12 protein-coding genes are annotated in these 16,009 nt (G+C 39.1%); 7 read left to right on the forward strand and 5 right to left on the reverse strand.

All coding sequences use genetic code 11. The features are described 5' to 3' along the window. Positions 1-85 precede the first annotated feature (85 nt). The gene (locus OQ268_RS10130) at positions 86-4,930 is read right to left on the reverse strand and encodes a chemotaxis protein CheB (protein WP_265856006.1); all 4,845 of its coding nucleotides are present in this window, start codon (positions 4,928-4,930) and stop codon (positions 86-88) included. Positions 4,931-4,956: 26 nt separating this feature from the next. Further along, positions 4,957-6,486 (reverse strand): GAF domain-containing protein, encoded by a 1,530-nt coding sequence (locus OQ268_RS10135; RefSeq protein WP_265856007.1) that lies wholly within the window; start codon positions 6,484-6,486, stop codon positions 4,957-4,959. Positions 6,487-6,949: 463 nt separating this feature from the next. Between OQ268_RS10135 and OQ268_RS10140 the strand changes: the two genes are divergently transcribed. Next, a complete protein-coding gene (locus tag OQ268_RS10140) occupies positions 6,950-9,139 on the forward strand; it encodes a catalase (RefSeq protein WP_265856008.1) in 2,190 nt (729 codons plus the stop codon). Positions 9,140-9,206: 67 nt separating this feature from the next. Beyond that, a complete protein-coding gene (locus OQ268_RS10145) occupies positions 9,207-9,812 on the forward strand; it encodes a hypothetical protein (RefSeq protein ID WP_265856009.1) in 606 nt (201 codons plus the stop codon). On the opposite strand, the gene OQ268_RS10150 is transcribed toward OQ268_RS10145, so the two are convergent. Both OQ268_RS10150 and OQ268_RS10155 read right to left on the reverse strand, forming a co-directional pair. After that, entirely contained in the window at positions 9,809-10,288 is a 480-nt protein-coding gene (locus tag OQ268_RS10150; RefSeq protein WP_265856010.1) for an ankyrin repeat domain-containing protein, read from the reverse strand. The two genes, OQ268_RS10145 and OQ268_RS10150, sit on opposite strands and share 4 nt — an antisense overlap. Positions 10,289-10,412: 124 nt before the next feature. Continuing rightward, entirely contained in the window at positions 10,413-11,015 is a 603-nt protein-coding gene (locus tag OQ268_RS10155; protein ID WP_265856011.1) for a Crp/Fnr family transcriptional regulator, read from the reverse strand. Between the two features lie 133 nt (positions 11,016-11,148). Between OQ268_RS10155 and OQ268_RS10160 the strand changes: the two genes are divergently transcribed. After that, the gene (locus OQ268_RS10160) at positions 11,149-11,379 is read left to right on the forward strand and encodes a hypothetical protein (protein WP_265856012.1); all 231 of its coding nucleotides are present in this window, start codon (positions 11,149-11,151) and stop codon (positions 11,377-11,379) included. Between the two features lie 185 nt (positions 11,380-11,564). Here OQ268_RS10160 and OQ268_RS10165 read toward each other — a convergent pair whose 3' ends face one another. Next, positions 11,565-11,759, reverse strand: a complete 195-nt coding sequence (locus OQ268_RS10165) for a hypothetical protein (RefSeq protein WP_265856013.1) — start codon at positions 11,757-11,759, stop codon at positions 11,565-11,567. Positions 11,760-12,035: 276 nt separating this feature from the next. On the opposite strand from OQ268_RS10165, the gene OQ268_RS10170 reads away from it, so the two are divergent. The 4 genes from OQ268_RS10170 (at position 12,036) to OQ268_RS10185 (ending at position 15,982) form a co-directional block, all read left to right on the forward strand. Next, the gene (locus OQ268_RS10170; protein WP_265856014.1) at positions 12,036-12,398 is read left to right on the forward strand and encodes a response regulator transcription factor; all 363 of its coding nucleotides are present in this window, start codon (positions 12,036-12,038) and stop codon (positions 12,396-12,398) included. Positions 12,399-12,539: 141 nt separating this feature from the next. Further along, positions 12,540-14,633, forward strand: coding sequence for an FUSC family protein (locus OQ268_RS10175; protein WP_265856015.1), 2,094 nt, complete (start codon positions 12,540-12,542; stop codon positions 14,631-14,633). A gap of 56 nt (positions 14,634-14,689) precedes the next feature. Then, on the forward strand, positions 14,690-15,091 hold the full coding sequence (locus OQ268_RS10180) for a DoxX family protein (RefSeq protein WP_265856016.1): 402 nt from the start codon (positions 14,690-14,692) through the stop codon (positions 15,089-15,091). 60 nt (positions 15,092-15,151) lie between these two features. Further along, positions 15,152-15,982 (forward strand): alpha/beta hydrolase, encoded by an 831-nt coding sequence (locus OQ268_RS10185; RefSeq protein WP_265856017.1) that lies wholly within the window; start codon positions 15,152-15,154, stop codon positions 15,980-15,982. Positions 15,983-16,009: the final 27 nt, after the last annotated feature.

Consider the following 16,009-nt stretch of genomic DNA (forward strand, 5'->3'; position numbering starts at 1 on the left):
TTTTTGTTTTAAAGCTTTTTTGCCGCGTATTTTTTTGCGAGGACAGGCCGAAATAGTCGATTGAATTTGACCAGCACCACAATGGCTATATTAGCGGGAGTTCCTGCGCACTTCCCATTGCAATATTTCCTTCAAGCGGTATTTCAAACCAAAATTCTGACCCTTCGTTAACTTCACTTGTAACGCCAATTTCTCCATTGTGGCGGTGTATGATTTGTGCAGAAATATATAACCCCAATCCCAGACCAGAAAAATGACTTGAAGATTCTTCTACTCTAAAGAAACGATCGAATATAAATTTCGCTTTATCTTTCGGAATACCAATACCCTGATCTTTTACCGATAACCGAAGTTTCTTTCCATCTGATTTTGCTTTTATCAATATCTCTTTCCCATGAGGAGAGTATTTAAGTGCATTTGATAAAAAGTTAGATATCACTTGTTCAATTCGATTGCGGTCTGCTGTAATTAAAACTTCGTCGATTTCTTTCTTGATGATTTGGTTGCCCAAATTGCCTTGTATGCCATCTATTGATTCGCCGACAATCTCTTTAATCTGGAAAGAGGAAATGCTAAATGCCATTTTGCCCGCCTGAATTTTTGTTACATCAAGTAAATCATCTACCAAGCGGGTTAGCTTGCCAATTTGCCTGTTCGCCTTATCAATAAACCCAAAAATATTACCAAACTTTTCTTCCCTCGCCATCTTCATCGCAAATTGTAAATATCCTTTTATAGAGGTAATCGGCGTTTTCAATTCGTGACTTGCAATACTCATGAACTCGTCTTTCTTGTTCATAAGTTCTTTGGTAGTACGTTGGGCAATCATCAGGTCTGTTACTTCAAAGCCGAAAAAAGAAATTCCGTCTATCTTACCATCGGCAGCAAACACTGGATTTATAATCAAATCAAACCAGGTGTCTACAAATTCTCCGGTTTCAAGATCTTTCTGGCGAAGTTTGTATGAATTAGCAATGTAGGTTTTCCCTGAACGAATTACCTGTTCTTCAATTGCGCTAAGTTCCTTTGTTGCAAATTGCGATTCTGGGTGCATCGGTTCGCCAATATAACTCCTTTGATCGTCGAAGTTGGAAAAAGCCTCGTTCACGAACTCATATAACAATTGCTTTCCTCTACGAATGCTAATTAACGCCGGCGCTTTTTTAAAGATGCTATAAAATTCATCTTGCTGCTTTTTAATTAGGCGCTGTAATTCGTTTCTTCGTTTTTCGTTATGTTTCTGCTTGGTGATATCTATAACGTAAGTAACCGCATCCTTAAGTTCCTCATCTAACACTGCCGATCCCAGTAGCACATCTATCGTTTTACCATCTTTCCTAATGTATTGCTTTTCGAATGGGGGGCAAAAACCTTCATTCTTTACCAGCTCTGCCGAAATTTTGCTGATTGGTAAAAACTCATCCGGCGTTATATTTTGCCAATGAATTTTACCCTGGTTAAATTCCTCTTCGGTGTAGCCAAGCATATCAAGGAAGATTTTGTTCGCCATTTCAATCATACCCGTATCAATATTCGAGAAGAGCATTCCAATTACATTAGAATCGAATATTTTCCTAAATTTCCTTTCAGTATTGCTTAGTTTAATTTCGGTATCTGCTAAAACGGAAATATCCAGGATAGATCCCACCATTCGATATGGCACCTGGTTCTCATCGAATAAAATACTACCCCGATCAAGAATTGTGGCGTAACTTCCATCGGCCTTGTTTAGTCTGTATTGTGCTGTCCACTGTTCCTGGCTGTTGTTGATGGCATTGTAAACACTTTCTTTTACACGCTGCCTGTCGTCTGGGTGGATGATATCAAAATAAAAAGAAATATTATTGTTTCCAGCCCCATTTTTATAGCCAAACATGGTGGTAAAATTATCACTTCGCCACATGGTATTATCGGCAAGGTTCCAATCCCAAATGGTATCATTGGTAGCTTGCGCAACTAAATTGAACCTGGTTTCGCTTTCTGATAAGCGTTCGGTCCTTTCTTTTACTTTATCTTCAAGATCTTGGTTTAATCGCTTAAGATTCTCCCGGGTACCAAGAAGCTCGTTATAGTTTTTCTTTAATTTATCTTCAGATATTTTTTGCTTGCTAATATCTGTTAACGTGGCTGCAAACCCATCAGACATCTTCACCGCTACCAGCTCGAGCCAGACTTTATCATTTAACTTAAATTCGAATTGCAGCGGATTTCCTTTTTCTACTACGCCCACGTATCTTTCTAATAAGGCAGCTTCGGTAAGTTCGGGTAAACCTTCCATCAGCCGGGCTTTAGTAAGGTCGTCCTTAGATTTGCTAAGAATTTTCAGCGCAGCATCATTAAAAGATATGCACTCAAAGTCTGTAATAAAGTGCTGTTTATTTCTAACAGCTTTAAACGCAAGTACACCATTCAAACTTGCGTTAAATACACCGTTTATAATATTGTTAAGTTCGGTAAGTTTAGAAATATCTACAAAAGTAATTACAACTCCGTCATTCTTCTTATCCTTGCGGGTATAAGGCATAATGCGCATTAGGCTGCTGTCTCCATTTCTAATTTGGATCTCTTTTTCAACAACCTTTCCGGTTTTTAATACCTGCTGAATATCACTGTTCAGGTTATCTACCTTTATGTTATTCGAAATTTGTAGAATAGAGCGACCAATATCTGCCTCAATAAGGTTAACCATCGCAATTGCAGCGGCATTAAACTTGCGGATATACATGTTGCTATCCACAAATATTTGCCCAATTTCAGTACTTCTAAAATAGTTATCTAAATCATCATTTAATTCCAGAAGTTCTTTAATCTTTAGCTGATGTTCGGTGTTGAGTGTATGCAGTTCTTCATTTAACGACTGCAGTTCTTCATTGCTCGATTGCAGTTCCTCATTGGCCGAAAGAAGCTCTTCGTTAGTAGACTGCAGTTCTTCATTGGTGGTTTCCATTTCCTCAACAGCCAGCTGCAGGTTGCTTTTGGTTTCGTTGAGTTCGGCCTCTAATTCGAAGATATATTCGTTCTGGGTGCCACTGTGGGCATCTAAAACACCCATTTCGTTTTTCTCTGGAATAGTCTCGAGCGTACTCTCTCCAAAAACGATCATGGTATAAGGATTGCCATTTTGAGTGACAGGCGGTTGTACGGAAATATTTAAATAAATTTCCTGGTTATCTTTAACAAAACGGATCCTTTTGAGGTGTGTCGTTTCATTTTCTTTCCAAGCTTTGCGAAGTGCTGTATTTAATGTAATTGATACCTCTTTAGGTACCATTTTCAGGATATTAAGTTCAATCTTATCTTCAGGTAAAGAAAGATACTGCCGATAATCGCCCAAAGCATCCTGCATGATGTAAGACTTGTCTACATATACAGCAATGTATCCTAAATCTTTGGTTAAGAACTGTGTGAGGCTCTTCTCAATTGGGCTCATCACGAAATCAACATTGCTCGGCTTCTTATTTCCTTTTTCGATGATGGATCTGGTACCGGTGTTGTACGTGTTATAGCTTGCGTAATTAATGATACCCGTTTTTTGATAAATTTTCCATTTGCTTGATACTTCTGTAAAACCATCTTTTAATGATGATGCAGTCTCACTAGAACCTAAAAAAAGATAACCTCCATGTACCAGTGAGAAATGAAATACAGAGAGTATTTTTTCCTGAAGAATATTATTCACATAGATGAGCATGTTCCTACACGTCACCATGTCGTTTTTAATAAATGGTGGCGATTTAATTACATCATGCTTTGCAAAAACCACCATCTTCCTGATTTCTGGGAGCACGCCATAGAATGCTCCATCCTGTACGAAATACTTTTTAAATAATTTAGATGGCACCTCATTACCGATGCTTTCAGGATACTGGTTCTTGGCCGCAATCTCGATACTCTTTTCATCGATATCTGTTGCGAAAATTTTAATGTCTATCTTTTTTCCTGATTTTTCTACACGTTCTTTTGCCAGAATAGCAACGGTGTAAGCTTCCTGCCCTGTACTACAGGCACATACCCACACTTTTAACGTATCGCCGTTTTCCTTTTTCTGGATAATTTTATTCAGGTGATCGCTAAAAGCTTCAAATGCTTGTGTATCTCTAAAAAATTTGGTTACGCCAATTAAAAAATCTTGCGCCAAACGAGCCGTTTCCTGCTCGTCTTTTTTTAACAGACTTACATAACGTTCAAGTGATTTGATCCCATTCTCATTCATCCTACGGCCAATTCTTCTAATTATTGTTGGCGTTTTGTAGAGATTAAAATCGTTTCCGCTCTGTTGATGGACAATCTTGAAAATATCATCGAGCAAGAGTTCATTTATTTTTCCGTTTTCGAGTATTTTAATGGGTTCTTCGTTAACATAGTTGAAAAGCTCACGGTGCATATCAGCAGGTTGCAAAATGAAATCTGCATTTCCTGATGAAATTGCGCTGTTTGGCATACCGTCAAACTTTGCTGAGCCAGGTTCCTGAACAATCACCATCCCGCCTGCTTCTTTGATTGCTTGAATACCCTTAGTGCCATCAGTACCTGTACCAGAAAGGATAATGGCAATAGCTTTCTCTTTCTTGTCTTTGGCCAATGTGTATAAGAAATGGTCTATTGCTGTATTTGGAGCTTTAATTAGCGATTTTTCTGCCAGTTTTAGCCTACCATGGCTAACCGTCATTAATTTGTTATTTGGGATAATATATACACAATCTTGCTGTATGGCCATTTCGTTAACGGCCTCGAAAACTTTCATGTGTGTGTGCTTGGCAACAAGCTCTACCAGTAGGCTTTTATAATCTGAAGATAAATGTTGTATAACAACAAAGGAGAAGCTTGTATTGGCGGGCATGTGATCAAAAAATTCATGAATAGCTTCGAGGCCACCAGCTGATGCACCGATGGCGACAATGTACTTATCATAACGTTTTATAGATTCCATAATTCTGCGCTGCAATATTCCCTTTTTTAATTGTACTGCTGTGATGATTGAAAATCGAACATGAAATTTTTTAATGATTCAGCTGCTTCAACTTCTAATCTAGACCATTCTTCAGCTTGTCCGTATACCGTTTGAAGCCAAATCTTGAACGAATTACGTGGATGATATTTCAAACCATCTTTAGCGAAATTAATTGCCTGATTTGGATCACCTCCCCATTTAATATCTTTTATCGACTCTGGTCTAAAACACATAATGAAGTCACTTCCGTTATTACTTGTTGGTATAACAAGCACACCACTTGCAATATCAGTGTAAGCCCTTGCTTCATCATAAACTTCTCCAAGTTCGTGGCTTGCAAACACGGCTCCCGAAGTCTTTCCAGCTGCCCATAAAAGCAAATTTTCTAGTGCTTCTTCATCGGGAACAGCGCCCTCAGAAGTGATTTTTCCGTTAATGCTCACCACAAATCCTGATGCCTTAAACAAAGAAAGCAGGTTTTGGTTTTCGTCATCGATCAATCCGTTCACAATACTGCCTTTATTAAAAACATTTTCGGTAATTGCTGCCTGTATTTTCAATAAGGTAGTAGATTCTGTTAGCGTTTCTTGCATGGTTACACCGGCAATACGCGATGAGATCTCCATACTTAACCATTCGAAAATTGAACGATGCTCGTTACTTAAATATTTAGGGGTATTGTGATGACAAGATATTAAACCCCAAAGTTTTCCATCAACCATAACCCTTATAGACATTGAGGCCATTACGTGCATATTGGCCATATATTCCAGGTGCACGCCTGCTACGCTACGGAGATTGCAATCAGATAGGTCGAGAAAACCATTGCTTACAGGATTTATTACAGGATATAATTTGTAAGCGATATAACTTCTGTTAGGAATTAACCTGTATGGATTATTTGTATATAGTGCTCTTGCTTGTTTAGGTACATCAGATGCCGGGAATGTTTGCCCTAAATAAGGCTCAAGTTCACCGGTAATTTCTTCCGCAACTACGCTTCCATTCCAGTTTTTATCAAAACGGTACATCCGTATGCCATCAAACCCAGAGATTCGCCTTATTTCTTTAATGCTTGCCTCGCAAATTTCTTCTAAACTATTCGTATGCTCTATAGTGGATATAAAAGACCGCACTTCTTTAAAAACTTCTGTAAAGCTTCTAGGCGGATTCGAATCTTCCTGTTCAATTTCCAGAATGAGCATATCTTTCTTTACGTGTAAAAGCACATTAACGGGAATGGCCTTACCATTAACGAGTATTGGTAGCAAGAAAGGTATTCTATTCCGCTCGCCTTTGGCTACTTCAGCGCCAAGCATTTCAATATCGCTGCTACTGAACCAATCTTGTAATTTGGTCCCGACGGTCTCTTGCACCGTTTTAGTGGTAAGCTGATCAATATTTTCGCTACCCTGGATAATTTCGAAGGTCTGTTTATCTGCTACAAGCAAGTAACCGTAATCTTGTATGGAATTGGTTTGATGGATGGCAAGATTTCCACAGAACTGCGCATCGTAATTTTTCATTTCAGGCATTCATTCTTATTTGTTGCTTAATTAATTCATGGTCGGTAGGGGCCAGCTGAGCAACCAAGCAGGTTGTTTTTAATCATTGCCATTGTGGCATTAAGAGGGCATAAAAATATGTATTATAAGTCGTTTTTTTAGGTCCGCAGGTCATAATTAAGTAATCTACTAAGCTCGAGATGGTTTAAAATTATAAGAGTTGATTAATCTTTAGTTTCAATCGGCGGCACTTACAACCTATGGTTTTGAAGCTTTACGATTTAAAGCGCTTACACAATCCATCATAATATTATTGAAGTTGCAATCACCAACGCTTTTTTTGGCTAGGCGAAAAATCTGCTAGCCATCATTCGATTAAAATAAAAATTAGGCAAAACTTAATCTTAAAATCTAGGGTTGTAAATATTACAAGCCAACTAACGATGCTTGGTTTGCATTCTTAAACTGAACCGTCTCATTACAAATAATCAAAATGGATAATAAAAAAGCAGTAAAAACAAAACCTCAACAGCAGGAAAATGAAAAAACAAGGCAACTATCGTCTTCGTTTTCTGATGCTTCTGGAGCAAGTATGACCACCAATCATGGTGTAAAGATCAATGATGATCAAAATTCACTAAAAGCGGGAGAAAGAGGAGCCACGCTGTTGGAAGATTTCATCCTGCGGGAAAAAATCACACATTTTGACCACGAAAGAATTCCTGAGCGTATTGTACATGCAAGGGGTTCTGCGGCACATGGAGTATTTAAAGTTTATGAAGACATGTCTGACCTTACCAGGGCTGCATTTCTTTGCGATCCTGGAGCGGAAACCCCAGTGTTTGTGCGCTTTTCTACAGTAGCTGGTTCCAGGGGTTCTACCGATTTGGCAAGAGATGTACGCGGCTTTGCTGTTAAATTTTACACCCAAGAAGGAAATTTTGACCTTGTTGGTAATAACATGCCTGTATTCTTTATTCAGGATGCAGTAAAGTTTCCTGATTTGATACATGCTGTTAAGCCAGAACCTGATAATGAGATGCCTCAAGCTGCTTCGGCACACGATACCTTTTGGGATTTTATCTCTCAAATGCCAGAATCTGCACACATGGTGATGTGGGCTATGAGTGATAGGGCACTTCCAAGGAGCTACCGCATGATGGAAGGTTTCGGTGTACACACTTTTAGATTTGTGAATGCAAAAGGCGTAGCAAATTTTGTGAAATTTCACTGGAAGCCCCTATTAGGTGTTCATGCTGTAGCATGGGATGAGGCACAGAATATCTCCGGTAAAGATCCTGATTTTCATAGAAGAGACCTCTGGGATGCCATTGAGGCGGGTGCATTTCCAGAATGGGAATTGGGTGTACAAATCGTATCGGAAGAAGATGAATTTAAATTCGATTTCGATATCTTAGATCCGACCAAGCTAATCCCAGAAGAGCTCGTGCCTGTTCAACGGATTGGGAAAATGACCCTCAATAGAAATCCAGATAACTTTTTTGCAGAGACCGAGCAAGTTGCTTTCCATGTTGGACATGTGGTTCCAGGTATCGACTTTACTAACGACCCGCTACTACAGGGTAGATTGTTTTCTTATACAGATACGCAACTAATCCGTTTGGGCGGTCCAAATTTCCACGAAATTCCGATCAATCGTTCTGTGGCTCCTGTACATAACAACCAGCGAGATGGTTACATGCGCCAGACCATTAACCGCGGTAAAACAAGTTATGGTCCAAACGCCATTGCTGCAAATGATCCACAGCAGGTTTCGGAGGCAGAAGGCGGATTTGTAAGTTATAACGAACGTATTGATGCAAAGAAAATCAGAGCGAGAAGCAGAAGCTTCTTCGACCACTTTTCGCAGGCTAGTTTATTTTTCAATTCACAGAGTGAACCAGAAAAAAACCATATTGTAGATGCGCTTAGTTTTGAATTAGGAAAGGTGAAGATGGTTGATATAAGGGAGAGAATGTTAGCCGTACTGGTGCAAATCGATACAGACTTAGCCAATAAGGTTGCTGCAGCACTCGGGTTATCTATTCCAGAAATTCCTTTAGAAGCGCTTAACAACAGCATTCCAGCCGATGGTGACAGGGAAGCTTATGCTTCGACCAATCCAAAATCAACATTGGAAAAATCTGCAGCTTTAAGCATGGCAGATACAATTAAAGACTCCATCAAAACCAGGAAAATTGCGATTTTAGCGGCTAACGGTGTTGATGAGGTTTCGCTAAGCGCAGTTAAAGATAGTTTAGTTGCCGAAGGTGCGGTTGTACACATTATTGCACCTATGCTTGGTGAAATTAAATCAACAGGAAAAAAGACAATGGCTGTTGATGAGAGTTTTCTTACTGCTGCTTCAGTACTATATGATGCCGTTTACATTCCAGGTGGTAGCGATGCCATCAACGTCTTACTTGATGAACCGAATGCCATTCATTTTATTAATGAAGCCTTTAAGCACTGTAAGGCCATTGCAGCCCACCAGGAGGCTATGCCAGTATTAGAAGCAACTTATTTTGCAAAGCAACTTCCTAAAGACAAGGATACTAAAGCCGCTTTGGCAGCTGGATTGCTGGTTAGCGGCGATGCCAAATCAACTTCAGAAACATTTACAAAAATGATTGCTATGCACAGATTCTGGAATCGGGAGAAACCAAGAAAAGTGCCGGCATAATCAAAATATCAGGTTGTATCATTAGCCGTTTAATATGGATGGATGATACAACCTTTAATAATTATTTATGGATTCAGCGAATCATTCTAAAATTATTCCCGAGCAATTTGATGGTGGAAAATTAGACGTTGTAGAAAAACGTGTTTGCGACACTTTAGCAGCCGCTGAAATGGTTTTTACACAGGCGGCTGATCGGTTATTAAATGTGAATAGGTGGGGAGATTTAGCTAATATTTCATCATTCCAATTGCTTAATACGAAAGGAGTAAGGGTTGAAAGAAGGGCGGAAGTTGGCGATTTTATCAGGATTGATATCCCAGGGCCGGGAACTGCAGCAGGAATGGGGTACGATTGGGTAAGAATAGAAGCTATTAATGCCGATGACACCCAACTGGAACGGTTTGTATCAATGACGGTAAGGCCCTCAAAACATCCTATAGAGGGAAATGATGAGATCGCTCATTTCCTTACGGAAAAAGCTACCTCAACATTTATTGTAAGAATTAAGGATAACACAGTTTTTGCTGAAGAACATGCCCGGAATGAACAGCCAAACACTAATCAAGGGAATTTACTCGATAAAGGAAGGAATTTGATAGTGGGCTTCGCATCGAAGCTTGGTCTGTCTTACCCACAGTGGCAACGCCTGGTGAAGGCTTTTCTCGAAGATTAGACCAACGCTGATCTCAACAATTCGATTCCAGTTTCATTTCCTTGTAATGCTGCAAAGTCTATAGCCCGCTGGCCTTTCGCATCAGTGATATTTTTATTTGCACCATGTTCCAATAATAATGCAAGCACATCATTTCTGCCAAACATAGCAGCGAACATCAAGGCTGTGCCGCCATTTCCATGCTGAAGATCCAAGTTGGCATTGCTTGCTATAAGTAATTTAGCAATTTCGAGGTATCCTTTAAATGCTGCACCCATCAAAGCAGTGTTTCCACCTAAATCTGCAGCATTTACATCCGCCCCGGCCGCTATCAAAAATTTGGCGGTGTCGGGCTGGTTATTGTAACAGGCAATGATGAGTGGCGTATATCCTTTCTCATCCTGATAATTAAGATTGACACCTTTTTCAATTAATTCTTGTATTACAGCTGTTTCTCCCTTTCTGGCAGCGAGTATAAGTATCTGATTTAAATCCATAAAATCACAACCTAAATCATTAAATAAAGTTTTAGCGTGTGGTATTATTATCCAAATGTTGATAGATATTCTAATTCCCTATCTTCGGGAAACCCGGCAGTTGATTTGGAGGTTTATGATGCCACTAAAGCACCATTAACCTATCTTTTTTATCTTTGAGATTTAACTTCTTGTATCGGCTTTTTAATCGGCTCAATGTCTCTTCTCTCATTACCAGATAGCTAGCCAAGATTTTTGCAGGCAGTCGGAATTTATGATCAGAATTGTTAAACAAGTTGTAGCGGTGGTCTGCCGAAGGTAATCGAGAGAGCTTAGATTCTTCTACAATTTTCTGATATTTGATGGCTAAAATTTTTCTTGCGATGCGTTCTATCTCTGGATAATCTAGATAAAGTTGCTCTACGAATGCTTTTGGCAGCAAAATGATCGCTGCATCACTTACCGACTCCAAGATCTCGCTGTCTAAATAGCAAGATGTTTCGGAGTATCCTATCATCTCATTTTCACGGTAGATAGAGAGCGTGATGTGTTTTCCATCTACGGCGGCTAATTTGCGAAGCAATCCGCTCACCACGAAAATAGCATTTCCCTCAGCAAGGCCGTTTGGATATAGCTGTGTATTTTTAGGAAGATCTACCGGGATAGCATGCTTCTCTAAGTCGGCTATAAAACCATCAGATACATGATCTAACGATTTACAAAAATTTATTAACGGAGTAAGTTTCATTTGCACGTTTGGTTGAGTTGGTAAGAGCGTGCGCCGCAAATTTATTTATTTTTTTGATAAAAAGCCGAAAATGTGGAAAACGTAACCAAACCAATAGCAATTATCTGGGTTATTTGAACGTAAAAGAAACAATATGAAACAAGAAACAAATACGCAAAAACACTTACAACTATTTATCGAAAAATTTGAACCCAATAAATACAAAGTACTTTCCCGGGGAATTGAGATCCGTGGAATCCATGATGTCTACAAAAGCATCACTATGGCAAAAGAGCTTATAGCGAAAATGAAACTAAGTCTCACTGTTCATCATTCTGCCGAAATGGCGATGTATGGAGGTTTTGAAGTGAATTACGCTCACTAAGAGATCTGAAAATTTTTAAAAAATCATTAACCTCTTTTAAGCTATATAAATGAATAGGAAAGTTGTATCCTACTACTTTCCTGTTTCAAAATATGGTGCTGGTTACAAACAGATTTATAACCTAGAGTGAACACATCAGTTTGTGTTGTTACAAATCGCCCGAAACAGGGTTTTAATCGGAATCTTTAACCTGCTATGGAAAGTTGCCATTGATCAGGCATTCCAATTGTAAAGTCGTATTTTCTCAATTCGTAGGCAATCGCCAATCGTTGTAGCTGAAAGATTTCTTTTGTTATGTGTGCGTTTTCTTGTTGGGAAGTCAACTCATTTATAAGCGCAATTGCTGCTTTATATTCGTCGTGATTATTGATCTGGTTCATTGTGTGTGTGGATGAAAGGCTAAATTCTGGTATATAACACGAATCTGAGATAGAAAGTTTTCCACGAATGTTAATTTTTAATAAATACATCAACTAAAGCGTATAACTAAGGATTAAACGGTGATCAACATCAATTGACTAACAGTTAAAGTTTTAGCTTATTGGCAATTATTCCTTTAGGTTGTGGTGAACTTGTATTTTTTGTATTTAAAATAAAACTTTATATGCTATTTATTGGTTCAGCATATGAACAGGACTAGGAATAACAATTAAATTATGGGCAAGAGAATATTTGTGTTGGAAGACAATGATGATATTAGAGAGATTGTATCGATTCTTCTCGAAGAAGAAAATTATGAAGTTTGTGCTTATTCAAGCATCGCAGAAATTCGTTCTGGAGTAGCTTTAGATTCGCCAGCAGATTTATTCCTGTTAGATGTGATGGTTCCAGATGGAAATGGGATGGATTACTGCACTGAATTAAAAGCATCTCCAATTACCGCTGCAATGCCGGTTATTATGATGTCGGCAAATTTCTCTAAGGATGACATGTATAAAAGATGTAAAGCCCAGGACTACATTCATAAACCATTTGAAATAACTGATTTTGTAAATCGAATTTCAGCTCAAATACATTAGCTAGGATTACTATTTTATGCATAGCAGTTTCCATCTGCTAATACTTACATCGGTATAACCGAAAGTTTATTCTCATCTTTCGATTTGTTATTAACCAATGCCCGGATTAATAGAAAATTGTGGTTAAATTTGGCCGCATTAATGAGTAAGCCCAAAGAAGAAAACTTCATCCCATTGTTCCTTGACAAATGTAAATCCATCTTTAATGAGATTTTTCATGGCGAATATGTTAGCGATGCCGTAAGAAATACGCTGGCGATTATTGTTCCACTTGTCATTTTCATTTACTTTGGAAGCGTTGCTACGGGCATAAGCATTTCCATAGGCGCACTTTTTATTAGCTTATGCGACATTGCCGGCAATCGGAGGGATAAAATAATAGGATCGCTCATTTCCATTGTTGCTTTTGGATTGACATCATTTCTTATTGCAATAAGCTTTAACCATTCTTACCTGGTGGGTTTATTTGTAGTAGTACTTACGTTCATTTTTGCCATGTTTTCCGTCTTTGGAAATCGACTATCAGTTATTGGTTTAATGGGCACAGCGATGATTGCCTTTACATTGGGCCTGCATCCCCAAAATCCAATCATGTTTAGCATCTACATTACAATAGGTGCAATCTGGTATGCGATAATAAGCCTAATTCAGGTATTCTTAAAACCTTACAGATCGCTTCACCACGCTATTTTCCAGGCGCTTAATGAAACCGCTGCGTTGATGCGCTTACGTGCCAATGCCTACAGAGATACCGTCTCTAGTCGCGATTTTAATACACAAAATATTACACTTCATTTAAAACTGAACGCCCGTCAAGAACTCATCAGAAGCCTGTTGCTCCGAGATCGCATAGCAATGTCGCCTGGAAATTACGAAGGGCATAAATTACTCGGCGCTGCTTTAGACATAATTGATTTGTACGAGCAAGTTACTGCTATTCATTATGATTATGCCGACATTCGAAAGGTTCTTAGCGACTCTGGCTCGCTTACGAAAATTACTGGCGTGATTGATGCGTTGGCGGATAAACTGGAGAAAAGTGCTTTTTGCTTTGCCAAACAAAAAGGAGCCAATCAAGCGCAACAATATGAAGATGATATTTCCATCGATCTGAATGAGATCACACAGCTATCTACTCAGCTAAGCGATGATGAACGTCATTTGCTAGCGCCCGTGATTAGAAATCTGATCGAAGTAACGGCTATTATCAATAGACTGTATCAGGGGCATCAACATCATCTTCCCGATGCCGATTGGATAGAAAATAATATTTATAAAGATTTCATCCCCGATTCAGGTTTCAGTTGGCAGAATTTTGGTCAGCATTTTTCGCTCAGATCCCCAACTTTTCGCTTCGCACTGCGCCTAAGCTTGCTTTGCCTGATTGCGGTTTTGCCCACATTAATTTTTCCAGAACAAAGGTATAGCTACTGGCTATTGCTTACAGTTGTAATTGTTAACAGGCCTAGTTTTGGTTTAACCAGGAAAAGAAATACGGAACGCCTATGGGGCACATTAATTGGTCTTTGTATTGGCCTCATTCTGGCGTTAACGAATACATCTTTTCAACTTGGCTTGGCGGTTGCAGGTTTGCTTGGCTTTTTCATTTTTAACCGCACGCACTATCTTTGGGGGGTAGCATGCGTTACCGTAATGGTAATTTTGGGTTTGAATGTGTACCATGGACATGTTTCTCAGATCATTGCAGATAGGTTATTATTTACCCTTATTGGCTGCGGATTATCTTACGTTTCGATTTTTATTTTCCCGATATGGGAAAGTGCTCGAATCAGCGCCCTGATAAACAATATGCTTGTCGCCATTCATCATTACCTTTTCTGCGTAGCGACAGAAAAAAAAGGGTTTTTAAATTATTATTACCGAACTAAGCTTGCCAGAAAAGAGGCTTACGTTAGTTTTTCCTTATTAAGTGAGGCGCTCCAGTCAGTAAAAAAGGAGCCTGCAGCAAGGTCGCTGGATTTAGCTGCCTTAGAAGATATCCAATGGTTATCTTACCAAATAAATGGAGTTATTGCTTCGCTCTCGCTTAATGAGATTGATGAAAATGTTGGTTTAGCCACTGATTTTGAGCTTGCTTTGGAAGATTTAGACCGGGCGGTTATAAATGCTGAAATGATAAATCTTAATCACTTCAGCGTTGCCGAATTTTCCCACCAAGCACCAAGAGCCTTACTTAATCGCTTAACTCAGCGCTTAAGTAGCTATTTTAATTAATCTATCGATGATGTATTGGGTGGCTTAGTATTTGCTTCGAAATCATAAAAACCGTTATGAGTTCGTTAAGATATAAAGATGCTGCCCGGATATTATTGGGCGCAGGATTAATAGTAGCAGGCATTGGTCACGTTACTTTCGCACGCAAGGAATTTCAGGCGCAGGTGCCAGACTGGGTGCCATTAAAGAAAGATGATACTGTAGTTTATTCTGGTATTGCAGAAATTGCACTGGGCGTAACTTTGGTTGCAGCACCGGTTAAGTATCGTGCACAGGTTGGCCTGTTAACAGCTGCAATGTTTGTTGCCGTATTTCCTGGAAATGTTGCTCAATATCTTAACCATAGAGATGGTTTTGGTTTAGACACCGATCAAAAAAGATTTGCCAGATTGTTTTTTCAACCAGTATTAATTTATTGGGCGCTTAAAAGCACACAACAGAAAAGAATGAAATCCTAAACAAGTCCCGATTATAAATTTACTTTTCACATATTTGTTTCTAATAGCTAGATGATCAATATGGGAAATTTTATCAAACTCTTAGTTTTATCAGTTTTACTGTCGGCGTCGGTTTCCGGAGCAACGGTAGATACTGTTACCACCTTTAGTAAGAGCATGCAAAAGGAAATAAAAGCGGTTGTGGTTCGCCCTTCAACTTACAATGCTTCCAAAAAATATCCAACGCTATACCTGCTGCATGGTGCCGGTGGTAAGTACGCCGATTGGGTTACCGCAACCCCAGATAAAAACGTTGTTAAAAATCTCTCAGACCAATTCGAAACGATTGTAGTATGCCCTGATGGAGGGGTCACAAGTTGGTATTTCGATAGTCCGGAAATGAAGAGCTATCTTTACGAAACGTATGTTGCCGATGAGTTGGTCAACTATATCGATAAAAATTATTCCACTATTACAAACAGAACAGGCCGGGCAATTACAGGTTTGAGTATGGGTGGGCATGGAGCGCTCTATCTTGCATTTAGGCATCAAGATATTTTCGGCGCCTGTGGGAGTATGAGTGGTGGGGTAGATCTTCGGCCTTTTCCGGAAAATTGGGACTTAAGTAAACGATTAGGGAAATATAGCGAGCACCCAGATCGCTGGGAGGAAAATAGCGTAATAAATTTAACACATTTACTTATACCTAATAAATTGTCAATCATAATAGATTGCGGCACCAACGATTTTTTCTACAAAGTGAATGTGAATCTGCATGATAAACTAATGGAGCGCAACATCCCGCATGATTTTATCATCCGTCCTGGGGTGCATAACTGGGATTACTGGAGCAATGCGATAAACTATCAAATGCTATTTTTCAGTCGGTATTTCAAACAAAATAACAAGTAGCAAAAAGCCCCACTTGGTTTAATCCAA

Origin of the sequence: Pedobacter sandarakinus, from assembly GCF_026240095.1 — a bacterium.
Lineage (GTDB): Bacteria > Bacteroidota > Bacteroidia > Sphingobacteriales > Sphingobacteriaceae > Pedobacter > Pedobacter sandarakinus.

Excerpts from the sequence above, each read along its gene's own strand:
- OQ268_RS10140 (WP_265856008.1), top strand. The coding sequence starts at position 6,950 with ATGGATAATAAAAAAGCAGTAAAAACAAAACCTCAACAGCAGGAAAAT.
- OQ268_RS10135 (WP_265856007.1), bottom strand. The coding sequence starts at position 6,486 with ATGCCTGAAATGAAAAATTACGATGCGCAGTTCTGTGGAAATCTTGCC.
- OQ268_RS10155 (WP_265856011.1), bottom strand. The coding sequence starts at position 11,015 with ATGAAACTTACTCCGTTAATAAATTTTTGTAAATCGTTAGATCATGTA.
- OQ268_RS10165 (WP_265856013.1), bottom strand. The coding sequence starts at position 11,759 with ATGAACCAGATCAATAATCACGACGAATATAAAGCAGCAATTGCGCTT.
- OQ268_RS10170 (WP_265856014.1), top strand. The coding sequence starts at position 12,036 with ATGGGCAAGAGAATATTTGTGTTGGAAGACAATGATGATATTAGAGAG.
- OQ268_RS10145 (WP_265856009.1), top strand. The coding sequence starts at position 9,207 with ATGGATTCAGCGAATCATTCTAAAATTATTCCCGAGCAATTTGATGGT.
- OQ268_RS10185 (WP_265856017.1), top strand. The coding sequence starts at position 15,152 with ATGGGAAATTTTATCAAACTCTTAGTTTTATCAGTTTTACTGTCGGCG.
- OQ268_RS10160 (WP_265856012.1), top strand. The coding sequence starts at position 11,149 with ATGAAACAAGAAACAAATACGCAAAAACACTTACAACTATTTATCGAA.
- OQ268_RS10150 (WP_265856010.1), bottom strand. The coding sequence starts at position 10,288 with ATGGATTTAAATCAGATACTTATACTCGCTGCCAGAAAGGGAGAAACA.
- OQ268_RS10130 (WP_265856006.1), bottom strand. The coding sequence starts at position 4,930 with ATGGAATCTATAAAACGTTATGATAAGTACATTGTCGCCATCGGTGCA.
- OQ268_RS10175 (WP_265856015.1), top strand. The coding sequence starts at position 12,540 with ATGAGTAAGCCCAAAGAAGAAAACTTCATCCCATTGTTCCTTGACAAA.
- OQ268_RS10180 (WP_265856016.1), top strand. The coding sequence starts at position 14,690 with ATGAGTTCGTTAAGATATAAAGATGCTGCCCGGATATTATTGGGCGCA.